General features: G+C 51.7%; 19 protein-coding genes. 9 read left to right on the top strand and 10 right to left on the bottom strand.

The genetic code is table 11. The features are described 5' to 3' along the window. Nucleotides 1-302 precede the first annotated feature (302 nt). Nucleotides 303-776 (top strand): hypothetical protein, encoded by a 474-nt coding sequence (locus ACR64Q_RS21955; RefSeq protein ID WP_026602917.1) that lies wholly within the window; start codon nt 303-305, stop codon nt 774-776. Nucleotides 777-877: 101 nt separating this feature from the next. Continuing rightward, complete coding sequence (gene glgC, locus ACR64Q_RS21950) at nt 878-2,143, top strand: glucose-1-phosphate adenylyltransferase (protein ID WP_020483820.1); 1,266 nt, start codon at nt 878-880, stop codon at nt 2,141-2,143. 54 nt (nt 2,144-2,197) lie between these two features. Here the strand turns inward: glgC and ACR64Q_RS21945 are convergent, their stop codons facing one another. Genes ACR64Q_RS21945 through ACR64Q_RS21935 form a run of 3 tightly spaced genes read right to left on the bottom strand, consistent with a single transcriptional unit; the run spans nt 2,198 to nt 4,981 of the window. Beyond that, entirely contained in the window at nt 2,198-2,785 is a 588-nt protein-coding gene (locus tag ACR64Q_RS21945; RefSeq protein WP_020483819.1) for a phosphoheptose isomerase, read from the bottom strand. Between the two features lie 5 nt (nt 2,786-2,790). Further along, the gene (locus ACR64Q_RS21940) at nt 2,791-3,159 is read right to left on the bottom strand and encodes a YraN family protein (protein ID WP_313733147.1); all 369 of its coding nucleotides are present in this window, start codon (nt 3,157-3,159) and stop codon (nt 2,791-2,793) included. A gap of 1 nt (nt 3,160) precedes the next feature. Beyond that, nucleotides 3,161-4,981 (bottom strand): penicillin-binding protein activator, encoded by a 1,821-nt coding sequence (locus tag ACR64Q_RS21935; protein ID WP_313733146.1) that lies wholly within the window; start codon nt 4,979-4,981, stop codon nt 3,161-3,163. Between the two features lie 21 nt (nt 4,982-5,002). Here ACR64Q_RS21935 and rsmI point away from each other — a divergent pair, with 21 nt between their 5' ends. Further along, on the top strand, nt 5,003-5,854 hold the full coding sequence (rsmI, locus tag ACR64Q_RS21930) for a 16S rRNA (cytidine(1402)-2'-O)-methyltransferase (RefSeq protein ID WP_313733145.1): 852 nt from the start codon (nt 5,003-5,005) through the stop codon (nt 5,852-5,854). 21 nt (nt 5,855-5,875) lie between these two features. Here the strand turns inward: rsmI and ACR64Q_RS21925 are convergent, their stop codons facing one another. Further along, nucleotides 5,876-6,061: a YjfB family protein gene (locus ACR64Q_RS21925; RefSeq protein WP_020483815.1), complete on the bottom strand. Its 186-nt coding sequence runs from the start codon at nt 6,059-6,061 to the stop codon at nt 5,876-5,878. 363 nt (nt 6,062-6,424) lie between these two features. Between ACR64Q_RS21925 and ACR64Q_RS21920 the strand changes: the two genes are divergently transcribed. Both ACR64Q_RS21920 and ACR64Q_RS21915 read left to right on the top strand, forming a co-directional pair. After that, nucleotides 6,425-7,450 carry an HD domain-containing phosphohydrolase gene (locus tag ACR64Q_RS21920; protein WP_020483813.1) on the top strand — a complete coding sequence of 342 codons (1,026 nt, stop codon included), beginning with the start codon at nt 6,425-6,427 and terminating at the stop codon, nt 7,448-7,450. Between the two features lie 117 nt (nt 7,451-7,567). Next, a complete protein-coding gene (locus tag ACR64Q_RS21915; RefSeq protein WP_313733144.1) occupies nt 7,568-11,695 on the top strand; it encodes a PAS domain-containing protein in 4,128 nt (1,375 codons plus the stop codon). Nucleotides 11,696-11,769: 74 nt separating this feature from the next. On the opposite strand, the gene ACR64Q_RS21910 is transcribed toward ACR64Q_RS21915, so the two are convergent. Together ACR64Q_RS21910 and metH are read right to left on the bottom strand one after the other, a co-directional pair. Continuing rightward, a complete protein-coding gene (locus tag ACR64Q_RS21910; protein ID WP_313733143.1) occupies nt 11,770-12,015 on the bottom strand; it encodes a glutaredoxin family protein in 246 nt (81 codons plus the stop codon). A gap of 11 nt (nt 12,016-12,026) precedes the next feature. Further along, the gene (gene metH, locus ACR64Q_RS21905; protein ID WP_313733142.1) at nt 12,027-15,698 is read right to left on the bottom strand and encodes a methionine synthase; all 3,672 of its coding nucleotides are present in this window, start codon (nt 15,696-15,698) and stop codon (nt 12,027-12,029) included. Between the two features lie 77 nt (nt 15,699-15,775). Between metH and ACR64Q_RS21900 the strand changes: the two genes are divergently transcribed. After that, nucleotides 15,776-15,967 (top strand): DUF2970 domain-containing protein, encoded by a 192-nt coding sequence (locus ACR64Q_RS21900; protein ID WP_020483809.1) that lies wholly within the window; start codon nt 15,776-15,778, stop codon nt 15,965-15,967. 55 nt (nt 15,968-16,022) lie between these two features. Here ACR64Q_RS21900 and ACR64Q_RS21895 read toward each other — a convergent pair whose 3' ends face one another. After that, complete coding sequence (locus tag ACR64Q_RS21895; protein ID WP_020483808.1) at nt 16,023-16,424, bottom strand: hypothetical protein; 402 nt, start codon at nt 16,422-16,424, stop codon at nt 16,023-16,025. 235 nt (nt 16,425-16,659) lie between these two features. Between ACR64Q_RS21895 and ACR64Q_RS21890 the strand changes: the two genes are divergently transcribed. The 3 genes from ACR64Q_RS21890 to ACR64Q_RS21880 all read left to right on the top strand — a co-directional run bounded on the left by ACR64Q_RS21890 (nt 16,660) and on the right by ACR64Q_RS21880 (nt 19,069). After that, a complete protein-coding gene (locus tag ACR64Q_RS21890) occupies nt 16,660-16,788 on the top strand; it encodes a hypothetical protein (RefSeq protein ID WP_020483807.1) in 129 nt (42 codons plus the stop codon). A gap of 134 nt (nt 16,789-16,922) precedes the next feature. Continuing rightward, a complete protein-coding gene (locus tag ACR64Q_RS21885) occupies nt 16,923-18,830 on the top strand; it encodes a DCC1-like thiol-disulfide oxidoreductase family protein (RefSeq protein WP_313733141.1) in 1,908 nt (635 codons plus the stop codon). 101 nt (nt 18,831-18,931) lie between these two features. Next, nucleotides 18,932-19,069, top strand: a complete 138-nt coding sequence (locus ACR64Q_RS21880; RefSeq protein ID WP_020483805.1) for a hypothetical protein — start codon at nt 18,932-18,934, stop codon at nt 19,067-19,069. A 383-nt stretch (nt 19,070-19,452) separates the two neighbouring features. On the opposite strand, the gene ACR64Q_RS21875 is transcribed toward ACR64Q_RS21880, so the two are convergent. From ACR64Q_RS21875 to glyS, 3 genes are read right to left on the bottom strand one after another with little or no spacing between them, the layout of a single operon-like run. Then, complete coding sequence (locus ACR64Q_RS21875) at nt 19,453-20,217, bottom strand: lysophospholipid acyltransferase family protein (RefSeq protein WP_313733140.1); 765 nt, start codon at nt 20,215-20,217, stop codon at nt 19,453-19,455. Continuing rightward, nucleotides 20,183-20,725 (bottom strand): D-glycero-beta-D-manno-heptose 1,7-bisphosphate 7-phosphatase, encoded by a 543-nt coding sequence (gene gmhB / locus ACR64Q_RS21870; protein WP_313733139.1) that lies wholly within the window; start codon nt 20,723-20,725, stop codon nt 20,183-20,185. The genes ACR64Q_RS21875 and gmhB overlap by 35 nt, the downstream gene beginning before the upstream one ends. Further along, nucleotides 20,722-22,791, bottom strand: a complete 2,070-nt coding sequence (gene glyS / locus ACR64Q_RS21865) for a glycine--tRNA ligase subunit beta (RefSeq protein ID WP_313733138.1) — start codon at nt 22,789-22,791, stop codon at nt 20,722-20,724. The genes gmhB and glyS overlap by 4 nt, the downstream gene beginning before the upstream one ends. Nucleotide 22,792 lies beyond the last annotated feature (1 nt).

Genomic DNA, 22,792 nt, shown 5'->3' with positions numbered 1-22,792 from the left:
CCTCCCTCTCTACTTGGGGCGCAAGGAAGCGCCCATATTTTTCTGCTGCGGTTTGGGAGCAACAGCCATTTGCAATCAGCAATTGCCGCCAGGCAAATTCGCAGTAAAACACTCAGCTCTCACCGGGACCGAGCCATGCCGACATTCCTTATTTCTAAACAGCGCGATGTTAGGCATGCGGTGCTTACCTATTCAATTACGGAGCAATCGCACTCAAGTTAAAGATTTCAATCAATCCCGACAAACAAAAACCGGATTCAAATCATTTCGACTGATTAACACAGTCCTACTCCAGGTAAACCATGCAAAAAAGAATTATCGGTGACAGTCGGCTCGACACAGCCTGTTTAATGACAGAGCAGTTGAATTTAGATGCACTTGTTGACGTTGAAGTCTCGTCCGAGGACCAGGAGCACCCTATCGAAGCCGCGCTACTGCCTGGCTTTAGCGGCGGGTGGAGGGCGGGCATGCCGGGATCACAAGTTATCCGGTTACTGTTTAAGCAGGCCCAGCCTGTGCAATGTATTCAACTGGATTTTTTGGAATCGGCTATAGCCAGAACACAAGAATACGTCCTTCGTATTTCTGCAGATAACGGACAGCTGTTTCGCGAAATCGTCCGCCAACAATGGCATTTTAATCCGCAAGGCTGCACAGCGGAGTCGGAACAACACGTTGTCGACTTGCCCGCGGTAAGTATTATCGAACTACATATCACTCCGGATATTAGCAACTCAAGCGCGTTTGCTTCGCTTGAAACAATGCGTGTATTTTGAGTTTTCGCCGTTAATTTTTAGGTTTGAAAAAGCCTTGGGAAAACTTGATATACCCTATAAAACCTATTCGGCCAGCAGTTTATTTTTCTAAAGATTTAACCATGTCAGCGCCCACACACAATATCCATCAATTAACCAAAAATACTATTGCTCTAATTCTTGCCGGCGGACGCGGTTCGCGCTTAATGAATATGACAGATTGGCGCGCCAAGCCCGCCGTGCCTTTTGGCGGCAAGTTTCGGATTATCGATTTTCCGTTATCCAATTGCGTGAATTCCGGTATCCGTAAAATCGGCGTGATGACGCAATACAAAGCCGATTCGCTGATTCGGCATATCCAAAAAGGCTGGGGATTCATGCGCGGCGAATTCGGCGAATATGTCGACATCATGCCGGCGCAACAACGTATAGACGAGACCTCCTGGTATAAAGGCACCGCCGACGCCGTCTTGCAAAATATCGACATTCTGCGGGCCCGCCAACCCCAGCATATTTTAATTCTGGCCGGCGATCATATTTACAAAATGGATTATGCGGCCATGTTAATCGACCACGTCGAAAAAAATGCCGATTTAACCATAGGCTGTCTGGAAGTTTCGTTAAAAGACGCCTCCGCTTTTGGCGTGATGGATGTGGATGCAAATCGCCGTGTCCGGGCATTTGTCGAAAAACCTGCCAATCCCCCTGTGATGCCGGGTAGAACCAACACCGCATTGGCCTCCATGGGTATTTATATCTTTAACGCCGATTTTTTATGGCAGCAATTAATTAAAGACTCCCACACTGAAAATTCCACCAACGATTTTGGTAAAGATATTATTCCCGCCGTCATCGACGATCATATTGTTAATGCTTATCCCTTTTTGGATTTACAAAGCGGCCAACAGAGCTATTGGCGCGATGTCGGGACTATAGACGCTTATTGGGCGTCCAATTTGGAGCTAATCGGCGTCAAACCGGATTTGAATTTATACGATACGTCCTGGCCAATATGGACCTATCAGGAACAAACGCCGCCGGCCAAATTTGTGTTCGACGACAACGGTCGGCGCGGCCTGGCCGTGGATTCGATGATTGCGGGAGGCTCTATTATTTCCGGCGCAACCATTCAGCATTCCATGGTGTTCTCCAATGTCACAGTAAACGAATCAGCGCTTATCAAAGACAGCATTCTGTTGCCGCAAGTATGCATAGGCCAAAATTGCCGGATTACCAAAGCCATCGTTGAAAAAGGTTGTGAGGTGCCGGCCGGCACGGTGATTGGCGAGAATCTTGACGACGACAAAAACAGATTTTATGTCAGCGACGGCGGGGTAGTGCTGGTAACTGCCGAAATGTTGGGGCAAAAACTACATTACGTCAGGTAATAAAGTATGCAAAGCGCCCGTTTATCCGATTGAGTGACAACGGGCGCCTGGGCCTTAGCCGCCAAATAATTGATGATCGATCAAATCGCATAGGCAATGCGAGATCAACAAATGCACTTCCTGAATGCGGGCGGTGGAATAAGACGGTACGCGGATTTCGATATCGGCTTCGTTCAGCGCGCCAGCCAATACACCGCCGTCTTTGCCGCTTAGCGCGATGACCGTCATGTCGCGGTCATGGGCAACCTTAACGGCTTTGATAATATTGCCGGAGTTACCGCTACTGGTGTAGACCAGCAAGATGTCGCCAGCCTGTCCTAGCGCGCGTAACTGCTTAGCGAAGATTTCGTCGTAATGGTAGTCGTTGGCGATAGAGGTGATGGTTGAGGTATCGGTGCTCAACGCAATCGCCGGCAAAGCGGGACGTTCCCGTTCGAATCGATTCAACATTTCCGAAGAAAAATGCTGCGCATCGCCCGCCGAACCGCCGTTGCCGCACGTCAGCACTTTTTTATCGTTTACCAGCGCTTCGACGATTTTTTGCGAGGCGAACTCGATCAGCTCGCACAAGCTGGCCATCGCATCCTGTTTGGTTTGAATGCTGTCGGAAAAGTGGGCGATGATGCGGTCTTGTAAACTCATAGTACTCAGGTTTGAAAAGCGTTTTTGATCCATTCCAGACGGTTGTCGCCGGATACAGCAACTACGTCGAAGCGAATCGAGACGTTGCTCAGGTTGTTGATTATGACATAGTGTTGTGTGGCAGCGACGATGCGCGCCTGTTTTTGCCGAGTGATACTGGCTAGCGCACCGCCGAATTGCTCGGATTTTCGAAAGCGTACTTCCACAATCACCAGCGCCGCGCGGTCTTTCATCACTAAATCCAGCTCGCCCATTTTGCAGCGGAAGTTGCTGCACACCCATTCCAGGCCTTGCTTTTGCAAATAGGCCGAGGCTAATTGTTCGGCACTATCGCCCTTTTGCAAGTGGGCTGGCTTGGCTTTGCCGAATAACATACTATTCGACAAATCCCGAGGCGACCGGCACGCCGCCTTTAAATTGAGCACAGACCAGTTTGCGGGTAACGCGATTCTCGTTGTTTAAAGACAAGCGACCGGTTGCGCCGGCGTAAGACGATCCGGCCAACTGCGGTAATTGGCCGATGATGTTATAGGCATCTATGCCCAAAGCCACCAGTTTAACCTGGCTATCGCTGAGACTTTGCCAAGTATTCTGCACGGCTTGTTGGCTGAGCGCTCCGGTGTAGGCGTCGCCGAACACCCAGGGCAGATCGCAGAAATTAATCTTACCTAATTCGCTGTCGCGAACCGGATTTTGCCGACCACTGTAGATATTCGGCATCGCATAAACCGATAATTCGCTACTTTGCGAGTACTTTAATTGCGGCGCCAACTCACGAGCCAATTCCGGGCTCGCACTAACGAACAAGGCCAATGATTGTTTCTGGCCGTTCACGCTGACGCTGGGGCTGAGTAAGTTTTTTACAATCGCTGCAAAATCGTGTTGTTTCGGATCGTAGCTCTCCACCCCAACCACAGCTCCGCCAACTGCTTGCCATGCCGACATCAGATAATGGCGCACGCGTTGGCCTTGGGTGGTGTCCGGTGTCAACAGCACGGCGTTCTGTTGGCCGTCACGCTTGGCTTTTTGCACCAATTGTTCCGCGTCGTCTATCGGACTGAGGCCGAATTGATACAGATTGGTTTTGCTTAGGTTTTCCACATGGTTCAGTGCCAGCACCGGCACGGTTAATTCGGCGGATTGAGCCAGGCTTTGGATCTGTTCCTTCACCAAAGGCCCTATTACCTGTTTGGCGCCGTCACTAACCGCTTGTCGATAGACATTGGCTATATCGTCTTTTTCGCTGTCGTAATATTTTAGCGGCATTTGCGGCGCGGCGCTGGCGGCCAGACGATGGGCTACCGTTAATCCTTCCCTGATAGCTTTAGCCGCGCTGGCATAAGAGCCCGAGCTGGGCAACAGCACCGCAATCGTAGCTCCCGGGGCTGGCGGTTGCGCGGGCTGTTCCGGTTCTTGGGCCGCTTGCTGATTGACAGGAGGTGGATTCAGATAGGCTTGTAGATAATCGGCGTTGGCCGGATGACCGGGAAACATTTGCCGCCATTGCTGGATTTGTCCGGCTGTGTCGAAACCGGTCACGTTGCGTTGCTTAAGAATTTTAGCCAAGGCCATCCAGCCGCTCAGTTCGTCAACGATAGGTGACGGACCGCTAAGGGTTTCCAGAGGCAACACACTAAGCGCATCAAGGATGGCGATAATGTTTTGCTTTTGCTGATCCGGTTTTTGCAACAGTCGGCCCAATTTTAGGCGCGCCCTGACGCTGGGCAATACGTCGCCCAACAACGCATGCACGAAGGCCGCCGATTGGTAATAAGCAATTTGATCGGCATCGGTCAGTATGGCGGGCCGCACACCCTCCAGCTTTTTCAAGGCTTGTTCCGCATCACCCATACTCAACGCTACCTGGGCTTGGAGCAATTTATATTTGCTGAACAGCTCCGGTGGTAACTGTTCGGCGTTGATCTTATCCAAGGCTTTTTGCGCAGCCTGGGTGTCGCCGGCTTGCAGGCGGGTGTCGGCATCCAGCAGATGCAGGCTGTTTTGATTATCGGCCATCCGGTAACTGCGCGGCGGTTCGGCCGGTTTGGTTCTTCGGGCGCTGGGTTGCGGGCGCACTTCCAACTGGGTCTTGTTTTTGACCGGTTGTTCGCTGCAAGCCGCTAGCAACAACAGGCCGAAAAACCAGCAGCTTAAAACACGACGCGGCATAATGACGGCAAATTTGCGATCAGACATAGCATAGGGCCTGAAGAATAAATGTACGGAAAATTATACGTGGTTGCCACGCCAATAGGTAATCTGGCCGATTTCAGCTTTCGGGCGGTGGACGTCTTAAAGCAGGTGGATTTGATTGCCGCCGAAGATACCCGCCACGTCAAGATGTTGCTGCAACATTACGGTATCAATAAGCCGCTGCAATCGCTGCATCAACATAATGAAGACCATGCTTCGCAAGGCCTGGTAGATAAAATTCGCGATGGCCAGTCGGTGGCCTTGGTGTCCGATGCCGGCACGCCGATGATCAGCGATCCCGGCTTCCCTTTAGTCAAACTGGCCAGACAGCAAGGTGTGGAGGTGTGTCCGATACCCGGTGCCTGCGCGCTGATCGCAGCCCTGTCGGTGGCGGGCTTGCCAACCAGCCGTTTCAGTTTCGAAGGTTTTCTGCCGCGCACCGGCTCGGCCCGGCGCAGCTTTTTCGAAAGTAAACTCGCCGATGTTTCCACATGGGCCTTTTACGAATCCAGCCACCGCATCCAGGCCGCGCTGGAAGACATGCTCACGGTATTTCCGGCCGAGCATCAAATCGTCGTGGCCCGCGAGATCACCAAATTGCATGAAACGATTGTCGGCGACGAACTGGCCAAAGTATTAGAAAAAGTACAGACCGACGAAAACATGCGCAAGGGTGAATTCGTAGTGTTGGTAGCTGGTCGCGAGCATGTTGAGCAAGATGATGAATTAACCGACGAGCAGCGGCGGATTTTGGGCATATTGCTCACAGAATGTTCTACCAAAACCGCCGCCGCACTGGCGGCAGAGATTACCGGCCAGCGCAAAAAAACCTTGTATCAGGCGGCTTTGGCGATGCAGGACAAGCAAGGCGGCTAAGTTTCGCCAACCTTGTGCCGCTCAAACCCGGACATCGATCCCGTTACTGGGTACACTGGCCGACTCCAATAACTTCAAGGCGTTCTGCCCTTGTTGCTCCTGCATTTCCTTGGCTTTAACCAGCATGGCCACTTCAACTTGCTGAGCGGTTTTTTGGGTGGACATTTGCGTCGCCAGTGCGGCGATGGAAGAGACGGAATCAAGCATGACGTGGCCTCGTCGGGTTGGTTTAGGAAAGCAGTCGCCTTAAGGCAACGTGCAGGCATGCTAGGTTATCGAACAGCAAGCCGATAACTTTAGAGTATTTACAAAAATAGCCGCATACCGGCAGTTTCAATAAACTTACCCGCGTCCTGCCGGGTCGTGGGGCGTAAACTATAATGTCCTACGGAGTCGGCTAGACCGGCGCCATTCAGAATCGGGCGGCGTCCAAAACGGTTCCAAATGAATCCACCTTCCGGCGCGGCGCACGAGATTGCTTCAGCCCCGGAAAACATTGGTATATTTTGCTGAAAACTGCGTTTGGCAGGGTATCCTGAAAGCGTTGCGGCAAACCGATCAAAGAATTTTATGACACATAAAGGCAAGATTCTCGCCGTTGACGACACCCCGGCGTCCTTAAAATTATTAACGGATATTCTGAAGGACGAAGGCTACGAAGTTCGCTCGGCGATCAGTGGGCAATTGGCGTTGAATTCCGCGTTGAAGAATCCACCGGAACTGGTGCTGTTGGACATTCGCATGCCGGAGATGGATGGCTTCGAAGTTTGTCGACAACTGAAGGCTAACCCGAATACTTGCGATGTGCCGGTCATCTTCGTCAGCGCGATCATGGATACCGACGAAAAAGTGCGCGGCTTTGACTTGGGCGCAGTGGATTTCGTCACCAAGCCCTATCAGCGCGACGAATTATTGGTTAGGGTGCGCACTCATTTGGAGTTTGACCGCCTGCGCAACCATCTGGAGGAACAGGTGGAAGAGCGAACCCGTAAACTCATGGAAAGCGAGAAAAAGTTGCGCGCCGGCATGCTGGATTTCGTCACGGCGATTGCGGCTACTATCGAAGCGCGCGACCCCTACACCGCTGGCCATCAGCGCCGCGTTGCCCACCTCGCCACCGCCATCGCTCGCGGCTTGCAATTGCCGGAAGAGCGGATAGAGGGGCTGACCTTGGCGAGCGTGGTACACGATATAGGCAAAATTCGGATTCCCGCCGAAATACTTTGCAAGCCCGGACGGCTGGACGATTTGGAATTCAGCCTGATCAAGCGACACGCCGAAACTGGCTACGACATCCTCAAATCCATCAATTTCCCCTGGCCAATCGCGCAAATCGTCTTGCAACATCACGAACGCCCCAACGGCAGTGGTTACCCGTGCGGCCTTAAAAAAGGAGAGATTTTACTGGAAGCGGAGATTCTGGCGGTTGCCGATGTGGTGGAAGCGATGAAGTCTCATCGCCCCTACCGCGCCGGTTTGGGCTTGGATGTCGCTTTACAGGAAATTTCCGACAATCGCGGTGTGTTGTATAACTCCGAGGTAGTCGAGATTTGTTTAAAGCTCTTTCGGGAACGGGATTACAGCCTGCCTGCTTGATCGGCTCCTTACGCGTTTAGCCGCGCGCTTTGGCGAATGGAAGGAATACGATGAGACCGTTTGCCCGAAACTACCTCAGGGCAGCCCGTAAACCACAACAGTCTTGTGAGTTCAGCTATGTCAGGTCAGCTTGATTTTCCAAACAATATCTCCAGGCGGCTGGTTGCCGGGGCGGTACTGCTTAATCTGTTGGTTATCGTCACCGTGGGATTTGCGCTGTATCGCAGCTTCGACAAATATCAAGAGCGCGCCGAAATCACGACGCAGAACCTGACCAAGGTTATCGCGCAAAACTTAGATAGCCTGATCGAAAAGGTCGACTTAGGCGTGTTGGTGGCTGTGGAGGAAATCCAGCGGCAACAGGCTTTGGGGAGCGTTGATGCCGAGGCGCTGTCGGTTTTTATGCAGCGCTTACAATCGCGTTTGCCATGGGTTATCGGGCTTAGGGCTACCGACGAGCAGGGTTGGCTAGTCTATGGCGTGGATGTGCCTAAAGATACGCGGCTCAGCATGGCGGATCGACTCTATTTTTCTAGTTTGCGCGATAATCCGGCGCTTGGGTTATTTATTAACAAACCGGTGATGTCTCATGTCAATAAGGTTTGGGTGGTTAATTTTGCGCGCCGCCTTAACCGTGCCGACGGCAGTTTTGCCGGCGTGGTTTTTGCCAATGTTTCATTGGATAACCTTGGAAAAGCGATTTCCAACGTTGATATTGGCAGTCGCGGGGCGATTAACCTGAGAGATGCGGACATGGGCTTGATCGTTCGTCATCCCGTCCATGCAGAGCCCGGCAGCGTGATTGGTGATAAAACCATTTCGCCGGAATTTCGCCGGATGCTCGCATCCGGACACACCTCGGGTGTCTTTCACACGCCTCTCAGCTTCGACAATACCGCCAGGGTGGTATCTTTTCGCAAACTAGACGCCTACCCGCTATGGGTGAGCGTCGGCCTGGCTAGGGACGATTTTCTGGCGGAGTGGTGGAATGAAGTCCTGGAAATGGCCGGACTGGTTCTTCTGTTTGCCTTGATTTCGGTTAGTAGCGCCCGATTCATCGTCGGTGCGTGGCGAAAGCAATTGCAGGTTGCCGCCAAGTTGGCGGCCGAAGAGGAAAAGTTCCATACCGTCGCGGACTACACCTACGACTGGGAATATTGGGAAGGCGACGATCAGCAGATTTTGTATATGACGCCTTCCAGCTTGCGGGTTACCGGCTATGCGGCCGAGGAGTTTATGGCCGATGCCGGGTTATTGCCGCGCATCATACATGCCGACGACCGGCACTTAATGACCGATCATCGCCACGATGTCGAGCATTTACGCCTCGCTGAAGTAGACTTTCGCATTGTCCGCCGCGATGGCGAAATACGCTGGATCTCGCATTGTTGCCAGGCCGTGTTCGGGGCGGACAATAACTACCGAGGCCGGCGCATCACTAACCGCGACATTACAGAACGCCACCTATTCGCCACCGAAATCAATCGGCTGGCGCAAGCGGCGGATCAGAATCCGACCGGCATCCAGATTACCGACCTTCAGGGCATATTGACCTATACCAACCACGCTTACACGCGCATTACCGGTTATACGTTCGGCGAGGCTTACAAAATGACGCCTCGCGGATTATTGTCCAGTGAAATAACTGCCGACGAGTACCAAGCCTGCCAGGCAAAATTGGCAGCAGGCAAACTATGGAAATCCTCGCTGACCAATCGCCACAAAAACGGCGAGTTGCGCTGGGAACAGATCACCGCGTCACCGATTTACGACGAAGCCTATCAGGTTTGCAATTATCTTTATTTACGCACGGACATCACCGAAGCCAAGCGAACGGAAGCGGCCTTATACAAGCTCAATCGCGAGTTGCGCGCGATCAGCAATTGCAATCAGGCCTTGCTGCGTACTGACGACGAACCAAGCCTGCTCAAAGAAATCTGCCGTATCGTCTGCGATGAGGCCGAATATCGCATGGCGTGGGTCGGCTACTTGGAAAATGGCTATCCCAAAACAATACGCCCGGTGGCCTGGGCCGGTTTTGAAGACGGCTACCTGGCAGCCACCGATCACTGTTGCGGAGATCTGGCGGGTGCACACAGTCCCGCTGCGGCGGCCATTTGCAGCGGCGAAAAAGTCTATGTTCAGGATGTCTGCACCGATACGCTGATGGCTTCGGCACGAGACGCTGCATTGCTACGCGGCTATCGCTCGGTTATTGCCTTGCCTTTGGCCGATCAAAACGCGGATATTTTCGGCGCGCTGACGATTTATTCAGCAGAACAAAACGCGATCACGGCAGCGGAGATTCGTTTGTTAGAGGAGTTGGCCGGAGATTTGGCCTTTGGCATTTCCGTGCTCCGCGATAAGGCTGAGCGCTTACGCACAGAGGAACATTTACGCGACTCGGAGGAGCGGTTGCGGTTGACATTGGAAGCCGCCCAGGTTGGGATTTGGGACTGGGATGTAAAAAACGACCAATGGTATGCTTCGCCGACCTATTACACGATGCTCGGTTATCCTGCTCGGACCGGCATGGCTGATCGGCGCGAATGGTTCGAAAGCGTTCATCCGGAAGATCAAGCGGAAGTCAGCGACAACATGAGCGGCGTGTTGTCCCCGGATTTCACGGAATATCAATATCAAGCGCGCATGCGCCACGCCGACGGCAATTATCGTTGGCAGTATGTGCGCGGTTTCGGTATTCAGCGCGATTCGGACGGTAAGGTCATTCGCATGCTGGGTATTCGCATGGACATCAATGATCGCAAGCAAAACGAGGAAGAATTACGGCGCTATAAAGAACACCTAGAAGATGAAATCCAGCAACGTACCGCCGACTTGATAGTAGCGCGCGATGCGGCAGAAGCGGCAAATAGGGCCAAGAGCGTATTCCTGGCCAATATGAGCCACGAATTGCGTACCCCGCTGAACGCAATTCTCGGTTTCTCGAAATTGATGCGGAAAAATCCCCAACTGTCGGACGAGCAAAGGCAAAACCTGGATATTATCAATCGTAGTGGCGAACATTTGTTGGCGTTGATTAACGACGTATTGGAAATGGCTAAAATCGAAGTAGGCCGTCTGCATCTGGAAAACGCGCCTTTCGATTTGGGCAATATGGTGCGCGATATTACCGATATGATGAGTGTCCGCGCCGCCGAAAAAGGCCTGAGGCTATTGATCGACCAGGCATCGCAGTTTCCGCGTTTCATTGTCGGCGACGAAGCCCGCTTGCGGCAAGTGCTGATTAATCTGGTGGGCAATGCCATTAAATTTACGCAGCAAGGCGGTGTTACGTTGCGCCTAGGCACCCGTAAAAATCGCATTTCGCATCTACAGATCGAGGTCGAAGATTCCGGTGTGGGGATCCCGGCGGCTGATCAACAACGTATTTTCGAACCGTTCGTACAGCTAGGCGAGCAAAGGGATAGCCAAGGCACCGGGTTGGGATTGACCATTACCCGCCAGTTTGTGGAACTGATGGGCGGTACGCTTACTTTGGAAAGCCACCCCGATCAAGGCGCTTTATTTAGAATAGATTTGCCGCTCGCTGAGGTGAATCAGGCGGATATTGCTGACCGCAGCTTCGATAAAGCAGAAGCCGGTGCCGTCATCGGCTTAGTTGAGGGGCAAAAAGATTACCGCATATTAGTCGTTGAAGATCAGCCTGAAAATCAGTTATTGCTAGCCAAGTTGATGGAATCGGTCGGGTTTTCCTGCAAGGTAGCCGGCAACGGTGCGGAAGGCATAGAGTTATTTCAAACCTGGCAACCGCACTTTATCTGGATGGATAGGCAAATGCCGGTAATGGACGGCTTGGAGGCTACGAAAAGAATCCGTGAGTTGCCGGGCGGGCGGGAGGTCGTCATTGTTGCCGTCACAGCCTCGGCATTCCTGGAGCAGCGTAGCGAACTACTGGAAGCCGGTATGAACGACTTTGTGCGCAAGCCTTATCGCTTCAGCGAAATCTATGATTGTCTGGCTAAGCACTTGGGCGTGCGTTATATCTACGAGGGCATTCCAGAACAAAACCGGCCAATCGCGCTATTAACGCCGGATATGTTAACCGGCTTGCCGGCATCGGCACGCGAGGAATTGAAAAATGCACTGGAGAGTCTGGAGCCGGAACGTATAGCAAATGCGATAGCTCTGGCAACGCCGCAGGATCCGGAATTGCGCAAAACCCTGGCCTATTTGGCTGATAACTTTGACTATCCGGCCATTCTGAGGGCTTTGCCCAGCTGATTTTATCGTTCGCCGAATGTTCCGGCATTTGCGCTTTGACTACCGCTAAACCGATACTGCGTCCGGCGTGCTGGCTAGTATTCGACTGTATCGATGGCGGTGCTAAACGCTTTTAATTGTAGGCTATCGAATGGCCAATTCAGTTGATTTTGGCTTTGGGCGTGCCACAACACCGGAATCAACAAACCATACTCCACCTGCCATTGCTCGTTGTCCATAATGTCCCTGCTGGTAAAATCCAGCCCGGCGGCTACCAATAAGGCCTCCGCCTCTTCGCACAAATGGCAGCCTTCGGTACCGAACAGGATAAAATCCGTCATTACTTTAGCGGCTAATGATTCAAATGCGCAGCCAACCAACGTTCTGCCACTTCGATCTTCAGGCCTTTGCGCCGCGCGTAGTCCTCCAACTGATCCTGATCGATCTTACCGACGTTGAAATACTGCGAATCAGGGTGCGAGAAATACCAGCCGCTAACCGCCGCAGTCGGATACATAGCAAAGTTTTCGGTTAGTTCGATGGTGGTGTTTTCGGTGACGTTCAGCAACTCGAACAACTTGGCTTTTTCGGTGTGGTCTGGGCAAGCCGGATAGCCAGGCGCCGGACGGATACCTTGATACGCTTCCTCGATCAGCGCGTGGTTATCGTGTTGTTCATCTTCGGCATAACCCCAGTAATCCCGGCGTACGGCTTGATGCATGTATTCCGCAAAGGCTTCGGCTAGACGGTCGGCTAACGCTTTCAGCATGATGGAGCTGTAGTCATCATGATCTTTTTCGAACTCGGCCAGTTTGGTTTCGATGCCGATACCGGAGGTCACCGCGAAACCTCCCAGATAGTCGGCAATGCCGCTACCGATCGGAGCGATGAAATCGGAAAGACAGTAGTTTGGCCGACCCGGCGCCTTGACGTTTTGCTGGCGCAAATGGTGCAGCGTTTCGCGTGGCTGGCTACGGGTGTCGTCGGTATACAGCACGATGTCGTCGCCGTCGCTGTTGGCCGGGAAGAAGCCTATGACGGCCTTGGCTGTCAACCATTGCTCGCGAATCAGGTGTTTCAGCATCTCCTGAGCGTCTTCGAATAGCTTGGTGGCTTCGACGCCAACCACGTGATCGCTAAGAATGGCCGGATAGCTGCCGGACAATTCCCAAGTCTGGAAGAACGGCGTCCAGTCGATGTACCAAACCAGCGTATCCAGCGGGAAATTATCGACTACCTTGGTGCCGAGGAACTTAGGTTTAACCGGCTGATGGCTGGCGTAATTGAATTTGTTCTGCCGGGCTTTTTCCAGATTATGTTGTGGATTCTTAGCGTGTCGCCCCTTGTGACGCTCGCGCACCACTTCATACTCGGCACGGGTTTTTTCCACGAAATCGGCTTTTAAATCGTCGCTGAGCAGGGAGCTGACCACGCCGACACTGCGCGATGCATCGGTGACATAGACGGTCGGCGACTGATAGTGCGGTTCAATTTTTACGGCGGTATGCGCGCGCGAAGTCGTCGCGCCGCCTATCATCAATGGAATCGTGAAGCCTTGGCGTTGCATTTCTTTGGCGACATGCACCATTTCATCCAGCGACGGCGTGATCAGGCCGCTGAGGCCGATCACATCGACATTTTGCTCGCGGGCAGTTTTCAGAATCGTCTCGGCCGGCACCATCACGCCCAAATCGATGACTTCATAATTATTGCATTGCAATACCACGCCGACGATGTTTTTGCCGATGTCGTGTACGTCACCCTTGACGGTGGCCATCAGCACCTTGCCGTTGGTTTGCCGCTCGCTGCCGTCTATTTCAGCGTCCATAAACGGCATTAAATACGCCACGGCTTTTTTCATGACTCGCGCCGATTTGACCACTTGCGGCAGAAACATCTTGCCTTCGCCGAACAAGTCGCCGACCACATTCATGCCGTCCATCAAAGGCCCTTCGATGACGTGTAACGGTTTTTCTGCTTCCAGCCTTGCCGCTTCGGTATCTTCTTCAATGTAATCGGCAATGCCTTTCACTAACGCATGTTCCAGGCGTTTAGTGACCGGCCATTCCCGCCATTCCAGGGTTTCCACCTTGGCTGCCTGGCCGCTGCCGCGATATTTTTCGGCGATTGCCAGCAGTTGTTCAGTGCCCTCCGGCGTGCGGTTCAGGATGACGTCTTCGACGGCGTTACGCAGTTCTTCCGGGATGTCGGCGTAAATCGCCAATTGGCCGGCGTTGACGATCCCCATGTCCATGCCGGCTTGTACGGCGTGATACAGGAATACCGCATGGATCGCTTCGCGCACCGGATTGTTGCCGCGGAACGAGAACGACACGTTGGAGACGCCGCCGGAAATTAAGGCGTGCGGCAGAGTCTGTTTGATGATACGAGTGGCTTCGATGAAATCGACGCCGTAATTGTTGTGTTCTTCGATGCCGGTGGCGACCGCGAAAATATTCGGATCGAAGATAATATCTTCCGGCGGGAAGCCGATTTGTTCGGTCAGAATTTTATAGGCGCGGGTGCAGATTTCAACTTTGCGCGCCATCGTGTCTGCCTGACCTTGTTCGTCGAACGCCATCACGATCACCGCCGCGCCATAACGGCGCACCAGCTTGGCATGCTTAATAAACGCTTCCTCGCCTTCCTTAATGGAGATCGAGTTGACGACACCCTTACCCTGGATGCATTTCAGACCGGCTTCCAGAATCTCCCATTTGGATGAGTCGAGCATGATCGGTACTTTGGCAATGTCCGGCTCGGCTGCCAGCAGGTTCAAAAAGCGCACCATCGCGGCTTTAGAATCCAGCATGCCTTCGTCCATATTGATGTCGATGATTTGTGCGCCGTTTTCGACCTGCTGCTTGGCAACCTCCAAGGCTTCTTCGTAACGCTCTTCAATGATCATTTTTTTGAACACTGCAGAGCCGGTAACATTAGTACGCTCGCCGACGTTAACGAATAAGGTTTCCGGACCGATGCTCATGGCTTCCAGGCCAGCTAGGTGGCAGCGTTTTTCCAATTCCGGAATCCGGCGCGGCGGATATTTGTCTAGCGCGGCTACGATGGCCCGAATGGTATCGGGCGAGGTGCCGCAACAACCGCCGATGATATTTAAGTAGCCGCTGGCGGCCCAGTCGGCCAATTCGGCGGCCATTTGCTCCGGCGTTTCGTCGTATTCGCCGAATTCGTTCGGCAAGCCGGCATTAGGATGAGCGGAAACGTAGGTGTCGGCGATGTTGGACAGTTCTTCTATGTACTGGCGCAATTCCTGGGCGCCCAGCGCGCAGTTGAAACCTATCGAGATCGGTTGCACGTGCTTCAAGGAATACCAGAATGCGGCAGCGGTTTGTCCGGACAGCGTACGGCCCGAGGCGTCGGTGATTGTGCCGGAGATCATCACCGGCAGTTTGTAGCCGAGTTTGTCGAAAGTCTGTTCCACCGCGAAAATCGCCGCTTTCGCGTTCAAGGTGTCGAATACGGTTTCGATCAGAATGATGTCGGCGCCGCCATCGATCAAGCCCTGCGTCGCTTCGCTGTATGCGGCTACCAAATCATCGAACGTGATGTTGCGGAAGCCCGGATCATTTACATCCGGGGACATGGATGAGGTGCGATTGGTGGGGCCCAGTACACCGGCGACGAAGCGCGGTTTGTCCGGCGTTAGCGCACTGACTTCCTCGGCGGCCTGTTTGGCAACGCGGGCTGAGGCGACGTTAATCTCGTAAGCCAGATCCTCCATCCGATAATCCGCCATCGCGATACGGGTGGAATTGAAAGTATTGGTTTCCAGAATATCCGAACCGGCATCCAGGTAGGCTCGGTGAATGGCCTTGATTACCTCCGGCTGAGTAATCGATAATAAATCGTTGTTACCCTTAAGATCGACAGGCCAGTCGGCAAAGCGTACGCCGCGATAGTCCTTCTCCTCCAATTTGTAGCTCTGTATCATGGTGCCCATCGCACCGTCCAGAAACAAAATCCGCTGAGATAATAACTGGTGTAATCTTTGTGTGCTGTTCATACTGCCTGATGGTCGCAAGGGTGAATGTACGGGTGGGCTAGTCCGTATTGTTATCAAACCAATTTTTGAGGGAAATCATGTCTAAACCCAGTCTATTGCATGTCGTAAAAAGCGTAATTGCCGCCGTGATCGGCGTGCAAAGCAATAAGAACAGAGAGGTTGATTTTCAGCATGGCTCTTTGCCTGCCTATATTGTCGTCGGGCTGATTGTGACTGTGTTGTTTATTTTAACGATAGTCAGCATCGTATCCGCAGTTACCGGCGGCTGAGGAACTTCGGTCAATAACGAAGCCCAAGCGGCCTTGGGCTTCGGAGTCAGCCTGTTTAGTTGCTGGAGGTTTTGAAGCTGTTTTTGATGCTGACGAATAACTCTTTGATACCGCTGAACAGATTGGCAGGAGTCAACGCTTGTTTCAAAATAAACTGACAACGAATCAAAGCCACGGCCAGTACGCCGGCAAACGGCGGCAGTAATTCGAAGAAAACCGGCATGAACCAGCCGCCGGCACCTTCCTGGGTTTTTCTATCGCCGACGCTGGTCAGGTCGCGATCATATTCGCCGCCGACATCTTTACCGTCCAAACCGTCGATGATCATGATGTTGATGTTGTAGAACATCACCTGAATGACCAAGAACACTATGGCACAGCCGGCTACCCACATCAGCACATTACCCGTTTTGGCTTTTATCAGGGTTTGATAAACCCAGATTGCCGTCAAAATCATTATTACGCCACCAATCATCTCTATTCCCCTTGTAACTGTTAACTATTTTTATAATTCTCAAAAATCTGGTTGAGAGGGCATACTACCATAATCCGTCTGGATGGCAATTACGGTCGGATGTTTCCGCGACAGCCATGAATTGCTTGACTTTGAAGGTGGCTAAAGTAACATATGAAGCTCGACCGCCAAAGACATGGCAAATTTTATAACAACTAACTAAAGGTAGGAGGCACCCATGGGAGCGATCTTAGATTTAACAGAAATGCTGAAAGAACCGTCGGGCATGATTGGAGCGCTGGTTATCATCGCTGCAGGATACTTTTTTGTAAAATGGGTTTTTGCTGAGCCTAAAGACGAAGAGTAAGCTACACCCCTCGCTTACAAAGCTTTTCTGGAAAAAGCGGCTACGGATAGATCCCGTAGCCGCTTTTTTTTTGCCTGAAGCATGCCCAGCTTAAATACCTTATAATCCGTGGCCTTTTGGCCTGCCGACCCGCTATGTACAAACTGTTAGTTCAGAAAGTAAATGCTCTTTATTCCAAAAAAGTACCCGCTACCGGCATAGGCCTTTTCCGGCTATTGTTCGGGTTGGTGACGCTGCAGGAAGTTTTCTTTCTGCTGTATTTCAACCACTTGATTTTCGATCCCATCCCGTTCATGGACGTCGAATTTCCGATGATTCCGTTCTTCCTGTGGCTGTGGGCGGTGGTGGCGTTTTGCTTGGTCATCGGCTACCGCTGCCAGGCGGCCAGTATTGCAAATTACATTTTTTGGTTGCTGTTCGTCAATTTCACGCCAATGCAGCGCGATTTCGACGGCGGCTTTGATTTGTTCATGATCGGCGCCAATTTTTTTCTGATCTTCATGCCGATGGATCAGGCTTTCTCTGTGGATAGCCTCAGAAAAAAATTGCTGCGCCCGTTCGTGCATTATTCTCAATACCAGGCTTCAGAAGTGTCTGCATTGACCTATTATCTGCCGGTCGCGATTTGTCTGGGATTTTTATACTTTGATTCGGCGATCCACAAGATGTTTGCCGAACATTGGCGCAACGGCTTGGGCGCCTGGTTACCGTCTTCGATTCCGTATTACATGTCCGCACTGGATTTGTCGTGGCTGTTAAATATCGAGATTCTGCAGAAAATCATCGGCTACACCATTATCGTGTTCCAGTTTACTTTCCTGTTGTTTTTCCATCGCCGCCAGTTTAGATGGCTGTACTTTCTGATCGGAATTTCCTTACATCTGGGCATTACCCTATCCTTCAACATCTACCCGTTCGGAATGGGGATGCTGATTTTCTACGCCTTGGTGATGCCATTTGCCTGGTATAGAAAAATTGGTGGGTTTCTACGCGCCAAACAGCCATTATTGACGGTGTTTTACGACCAACAATGCCCATTGTGCAATCGCACGGTTTTGACGCTGAATCATTTCGACGTTTTGCACGGTGTCGATTTCAAACCCGCACAAGTGTTTGCAATCGATTATCCGGCCCTAGCCGAGTTGGGCGAAGAGCAGCTACTGACTGATTTGTACGCGGTGGATAGTGACGGGCGGGTTTATGCCGGCGTTGATACTTACGCGCAGATTTTAATCTCTATGCGTTATACAGCGATGATAGGCTGGGCCATGAAGCTACCACTGCTTTATCAGTGGATATGCGGGCGTTATCGGGCAATTGCCGATTCGCGTGCACGTTTGGTCTGCGATGTGAGTTGTCTGCCTACATCAGCCGAAAACCTGCCGCCGAGCTTTTATGAACGAATTTTCGAGGCGGAGCATGCACTACCCGCCAGAAGTCGCGTACACAAAATCAGCAAAGTGCTGTTGGTATTGATCTTGTTTCAGTTCAACAGCAGCTTTCACTATGGCTTGTTGTATCGACTGCATGTCAACACCCGTCAGTCGCCGATAACCAGCATGCTGGCGGATATGAGCAATGCTGTTTTGATGATGTCTCACACGTTTTTAGGTATCACTCCGCATGCCTTGTATTTGCACGACCATTTCGAAGGCTACGACCGTTTACTGGCCATTACCTACTTGGATGCCAACGGCGAAGAGCAATGGTTACCGTTTGTTGATCGGCAAGGCCGCCTGTTGGCGCCGAATTGGGGACGGGTGCATTCCATGTGGGCCAACATTGCGGTAACGCCGAATATCGACGAGCTCCGCTTGAAAAAATTCATCATGAAAGTTACGGCGTTCTGGGGAAAAAAAACCGGTTTAGAGCTGGATAGCACACAATTTATCGTCAAAATGAAGAGAATTCGAGCACCGTTTGTGTGGGAAAAAGACCTCAGGAACAGCAACTTGGCCGGAGAATGGCAAGCAATAGGCTCCGCACAGTGGGCAGGAAAGGACATAAAGATCAATCTGCCGAAAGACATCGATATTTTGTAAACATCTAGGGTATTGCATACTCGGTTTTGTCATGCTATAAATTTTGCGTGCTTGAATTTGAGTACACACAAAAATAAAAAACCTTTAAATCGGAGGATGTTATGAAAAAAGTATTTTCTGTCTTGGCTATGGTGATGATGATTGTAAGCTTGAGCGGTTGCATGGACGACCCAGACCAAGGCAATCCAAAACCAAAAGGCTATGGTTCACCTAGCCAACAAGGTTCAGGGGTTAAATAATCCTAGCCCTGGCAGGATATTCCTTCCTGAGTAAGGCCCACGCAAGTGGGCCTTATATTCCAGATTTTTTTCCTCCAAACAGATTTAGTTTGCGCCAAACTGCTTCGGCATGTTTAAATCTCGCCGTGCTTAATTTTTTGTTTAGATTCAGTACACGAAAAAATATAAAAAACTTTTATTTGGAGGATGTTATGAAAAAAGTATTATCTCTTTTAGCTATGACCCTGATGATTGTTGGCCTGAGCGGTTGCATGGACGATCCAGATGCGTCAAAACAAAAAGTTTCTAGCTCTACTTCTGTAGCGCTTTAATCTTTAAGCTTGAAAAAAGGCCCGCGAAAGCGGGCCTTTTTTGTGGGTCAAGTTTTAATATCCTATTTCGATTTACCCCTCAGTTCGTTCCTCGTCGATTTCCTGCATCGCTTTATTGATCCATGCCTCGGCCTCTGCATTTATATCTTTCGATTTTTTATCGATGCTGCTAATGGCCGGCCCAATCTTTACCTTAATGACGCCCGGATATTTCAAAAAGCTGTTACGTGGCCAATATTCGCCAGCATTGTGCGCTAAGGGGATCACCGGAAAACCCGATTTTTGCGCCAGCATAGAGCCGCCGGCGTTAAATTTTTTATGCGCTCCCGGCGCCACTCTGGTTCCTTCAGGAAACACCACTACAAACAAGCCTTCCTGCAAACGCTCGATACCCTGATCGATCAGCATTTTTAATGCTTCTTTTTGATTCTGCCGATCAATCGCAATCGGCTTTAACGTCGCCAAGGCCCAGCCGCCGAATGGAATTTGCAGCAACGATTTTTTCAGAACCGCGGTTTGCGGGGAAATAAATTGCCGCAAGGCCACCGTTTCCCAGGCCGATTGATGTTTGCTGAGGATAATCGCCGCGCTATCACGCGGAATGTTTTCTAGGCCTTCCACTTCATAACTTAAGCCGCAACACAACTTCAGCATATACAGCAGGCAGTTGATCCAAATGTCGGCGATTTTGTAGCGCATCGGAAACGGTAGAAAAAAACCGCCCAAGATGGCCACACCGACGATCAGTGTCGAGAATACTATGTAAACGAATAGTAATGTCGAGCCTAAATAGACTCTGAAATCAGCGTGTCGAGACGATGTGCGTGGCTGCGTCATAAAGATTATCGAAAATAGGAACGTTGAGTTGGGGATTATCAATAGCAGTTTTTTCGCCTTTCCCGGTTCTGACCAAAATTGGTTTGGCCCCGGCTGACTCGGCGGCCTGAATATCGCGCAAGGAGTCGCCAATTGCAAAAGTCCGGCTCAAGTCCGCTTGCATTTCGGCGGCAAAACGCAGAAACAGTCCGTCCAGGGGCTTGCGGCAGTCACAATTGTCGTTTGGACCGTGAGGACAAAAATAAATGCCCTTTATGTGTCCGCCTGCCTGCGATGTCAATCGCAGCATTTTGGCGTGTATCGCCTCCAACATCGCCAAATCGAACAAGCCTCTGGCAATCCCCGACTGATTGCTGATCACCACGGCTTTGTAACCGTGCCGATTCAACAGCGCTATGGCTTCCAGGCTGCCGGCTAACGGCAGCCATTCCTCGGGAGATTTGATGAATGCGTCGGAATCGACATTGATAGTGCCGTCCCGATCCAGAATAACGTAACTCTCGGTCACGATTGCAATTTGGATATATCGGCAATTTTCAGGAATTGATTGGACAATTTGGCCAGCAATGCCAAACGGCTGTTGCGCAACGCTTCGTCATCAGTATTGACCATCACATTGTCGAAAAACGCATCGACGCTATCGCGCAACTGCGCCAAACGGCTCAAGGCCAGCGGATAATTCTGTTCGGCCAGCAAGGGCAAAATGTCGGTTTCCGATTGCTCGGCTGCTGCCAATAAGTTTTTCTCGGCCGCTTCGACCAGGGCCCCAATGCTCTCCGTTGGCGCTTGATCCGATTTTTTCAAAATATTGATGATGCGCTTGTTGGCCGCTGCCAGGCTTTCCGCTTCCGGCAAGACTCTAAAGCTTTGCACGGCGCGAATACGCAGCATGAAATCCAAGGGGCTGGTCGGATTGACAGCCAATACCGCTTCGAATTCGTGGCTGGTGTAGCCCTGATCCAGACAATACCCTTTTAAGCGGTCGAACAGAAAGCCGATCACTTTCTGCCGGGTTTCGACTTTATTAAAGTCGTGACTGAATTGATCCAGCGCCGCATCCAGCAGCTCTACAACATCCAAGGCGATACCGTTTTCGATCAGCACCCGCAAGATGCCCAGCGTGGCTCGACGCAAGGCATAAGGATCTTTATCGCCGGTTGGGATCAAGCCGGCGCTGAAAATGCCGGCCAGGGTGTCTATTTTTTCCGCCAGCGCCAACACCTGGCCGATTTGGCCGCTCGGGATCGCGCCGCCGGATTGCTTGGGATAATAATGTTCTTCCAAGGCCAACGCCACGTCGGCATGTTCGCCGTCGGCGGCCGCGTAATAACGGCCCATCGTACCTTGCAGGTTGGCGAATTCGCCGACCATATTGGTCATCAAATCGGTTTTAGCCAACATTGCGGCGCGCTTGGCCAGTTCAACGTCGGCGCCCAATTTTTCAGCGATCAAGGCCGCCAAGCTGGCGACGCGCTCGGTTTTATCGAACAAAGTGCCCAGATCTTTCTGAAAGACGATACTTTTCAAGCTCTCGACCCGTTCGACCAGCGATTGTTTTCTATCCTGTTTCCAGAAAAACTCAGCGTCAACCAAGCGTGGCAACACCACGCGCTCGTTACCTTGACGAATGGAGTCAGGGTTGGAGCTTTCGATATTGGCGAAGGTAATGAAATGCGGTAACAGCCGGCCCGCCGCATTCTTAACCGGGAAATATTTCTGGTTAGATTGCATCGTGGTAATCAACACTTCCTGCGGCAGCGCCAGAAAGCGCGCGTCGAAATTGCCCACGACCGGTACCGGCCATTCGTTTAGTGCAGCCACTTCTTCCAACAAATCGTCTTCGATATGGGCGATACCGCCAACGTTGCTGGCAGCTTGATTCGCTGCGTCGCGGATAATGGTCATGCGTTCTTCGAAGTCGGCCAGCACCTTGCCATACTGTTTCAGAATATCCAGATACTCATGCGGGCTGCCGATGCTCAAATCCAGCGGTGAATGAAAGCGATGGCCGCGGGTAACTCGGCTGGTGGTGCGACCGAGAATATCGGTAATTAGAATCTCGGAACCAAACAACAAAACTGCCCAATGCACTGGCCGGGCAAATTCAGCGTCGAAACTGCCCCAGCGCATGCGTTTGGCAATCGGCAGATTGGCCAGGCTTTTGCGGATAATGTCAGGGATCAACTCGGCAGTGGCTTGGCCTTTCACCGCTTGTTTGAAGATCAGCCATGAACCCTTGTCGGTTTCCAGCTTCTCCAAATCCTCAAAAGACGCACCACAACTGGCGGCAAAACCCAGTGCCGCTTTGCTCGGTGAACCGTCGGGACCATAAGCCGCTTGAATGGCCGGGCCGCGTTTTTCCACGACCTTGTCGGCCTGAAAGGTTTGTAGATCGTCGATCAATACCGCCAACCGACGCGGCGTGGCATAAGCCCGGCCTTGGTCGTAGCTCAAACCGGCTTCCTGCAAGCCGGCCAAAATATTGTCCAGCAAGGCTTGACTGAGTTTTTTCAACGACTTCGGGGGCAACTCCTCGCAGCCTAGTTCGAACAATAAATGATTAGTCTCGGTCATG

The sequence above is a fragment of the Methylomonas sp. 2F7 genome, assembly GCF_057126975.1.
Note: the sequence above shows the minus strand (reverse complement) of the source record. Positions and strands in the feature narration are given on the sequence as shown.

Bases quoted from the DNA above. Each gene is read 5' to 3' on its own strand.
- ACR64Q_RS21885 (WP_313733141.1), top strand. From the start codon at position 16,923: ATGTACAAACTGTTAGTTCAGAAAGTAAATGCTCTTTATTCCAAAAAA.
- ACR64Q_RS21880 (WP_020483805.1), top strand. From the start codon at position 18,932: ATGAAAAAAGTATTTTCTGTCTTGGCTATGGTGATGATGATTGTAAGC.
- glyS (WP_313733138.1), bottom strand. From the start codon at position 22,791: ATGACCGAGACTAATCATTTATTGTTCGAACTAGGCTGCGAGGAGTTG.
- ACR64Q_RS21915 (WP_313733144.1), top strand. From the start codon at position 7,568: ATGTCAGGTCAGCTTGATTTTCCAAACAATATCTCCAGGCGGCTGGTT.
- ACR64Q_RS21935 (WP_313733146.1), bottom strand. From the start codon at position 4,981: ATGTCTGATCGCAAATTTGCCGTCATTATGCCGCGTCGTGTTTTAAGC.
- ACR64Q_RS21925 (WP_020483815.1), bottom strand. From the start codon at position 6,061: ATGCTTGATTCCGTCTCTTCCATCGCCGCACTGGCGACGCAAATGTCC.
- ACR64Q_RS21945 (WP_020483819.1), bottom strand. From the start codon at position 2,785: ATGAGTTTACAAGACCGCATCATCGCCCACTTTTCCGACAGCATTCAA.
- glgC (WP_020483820.1), top strand. From the start codon at position 878: ATGTCAGCGCCCACACACAATATCCATCAATTAACCAAAAATACTATT.
- ACR64Q_RS21940 (WP_313733147.1), bottom strand. From the start codon at position 3,159: ATGTTATTCGGCAAAGCCAAGCCAGCCCACTTGCAAAAGGGCGATAGT.
- ACR64Q_RS21910 (WP_313733143.1), bottom strand. From the start codon at position 12,015: ATGACGGATTTTATCCTGTTCGGTACCGAAGGCTGCCATTTGTGCGAA.
- metH (WP_313733142.1), bottom strand. From the start codon at position 15,698: ATGAACAGCACACAAAGATTACACCAGTTATTATCTCAGCGGATTTTG.
- ACR64Q_RS21895 (WP_020483808.1), bottom strand. From the start codon at position 16,424: ATGATTTTGACGGCAATCTGGGTTTATCAAACCCTGATAAAAGCCAAA.
- ACR64Q_RS21890 (WP_020483807.1), top strand. From the start codon at position 16,660: ATGGGAGCGATCTTAGATTTAACAGAAATGCTGAAAGAACCGTCGGGC.
- ACR64Q_RS21875 (WP_313733140.1), bottom strand. From the start codon at position 20,217: ATGACGCAGCCACGCACATCGTCTCGACACGCTGATTTCAGAGTCTAT.
- rsmI (WP_313733145.1), top strand. From the start codon at position 5,003: ATGTACGGAAAATTATACGTGGTTGCCACGCCAATAGGTAATCTGGCC.
- ACR64Q_RS21955 (WP_026602917.1), top strand. From the start codon at position 303: ATGCAAAAAAGAATTATCGGTGACAGTCGGCTCGACACAGCCTGTTTA.
- ACR64Q_RS21920 (WP_020483813.1), top strand. From the start codon at position 6,425: ATGACACATAAAGGCAAGATTCTCGCCGTTGACGACACCCCGGCGTCC.
- ACR64Q_RS21900 (WP_020483809.1), top strand. From the start codon at position 15,776: ATGTCTAAACCCAGTCTATTGCATGTCGTAAAAAGCGTAATTGCCGCC.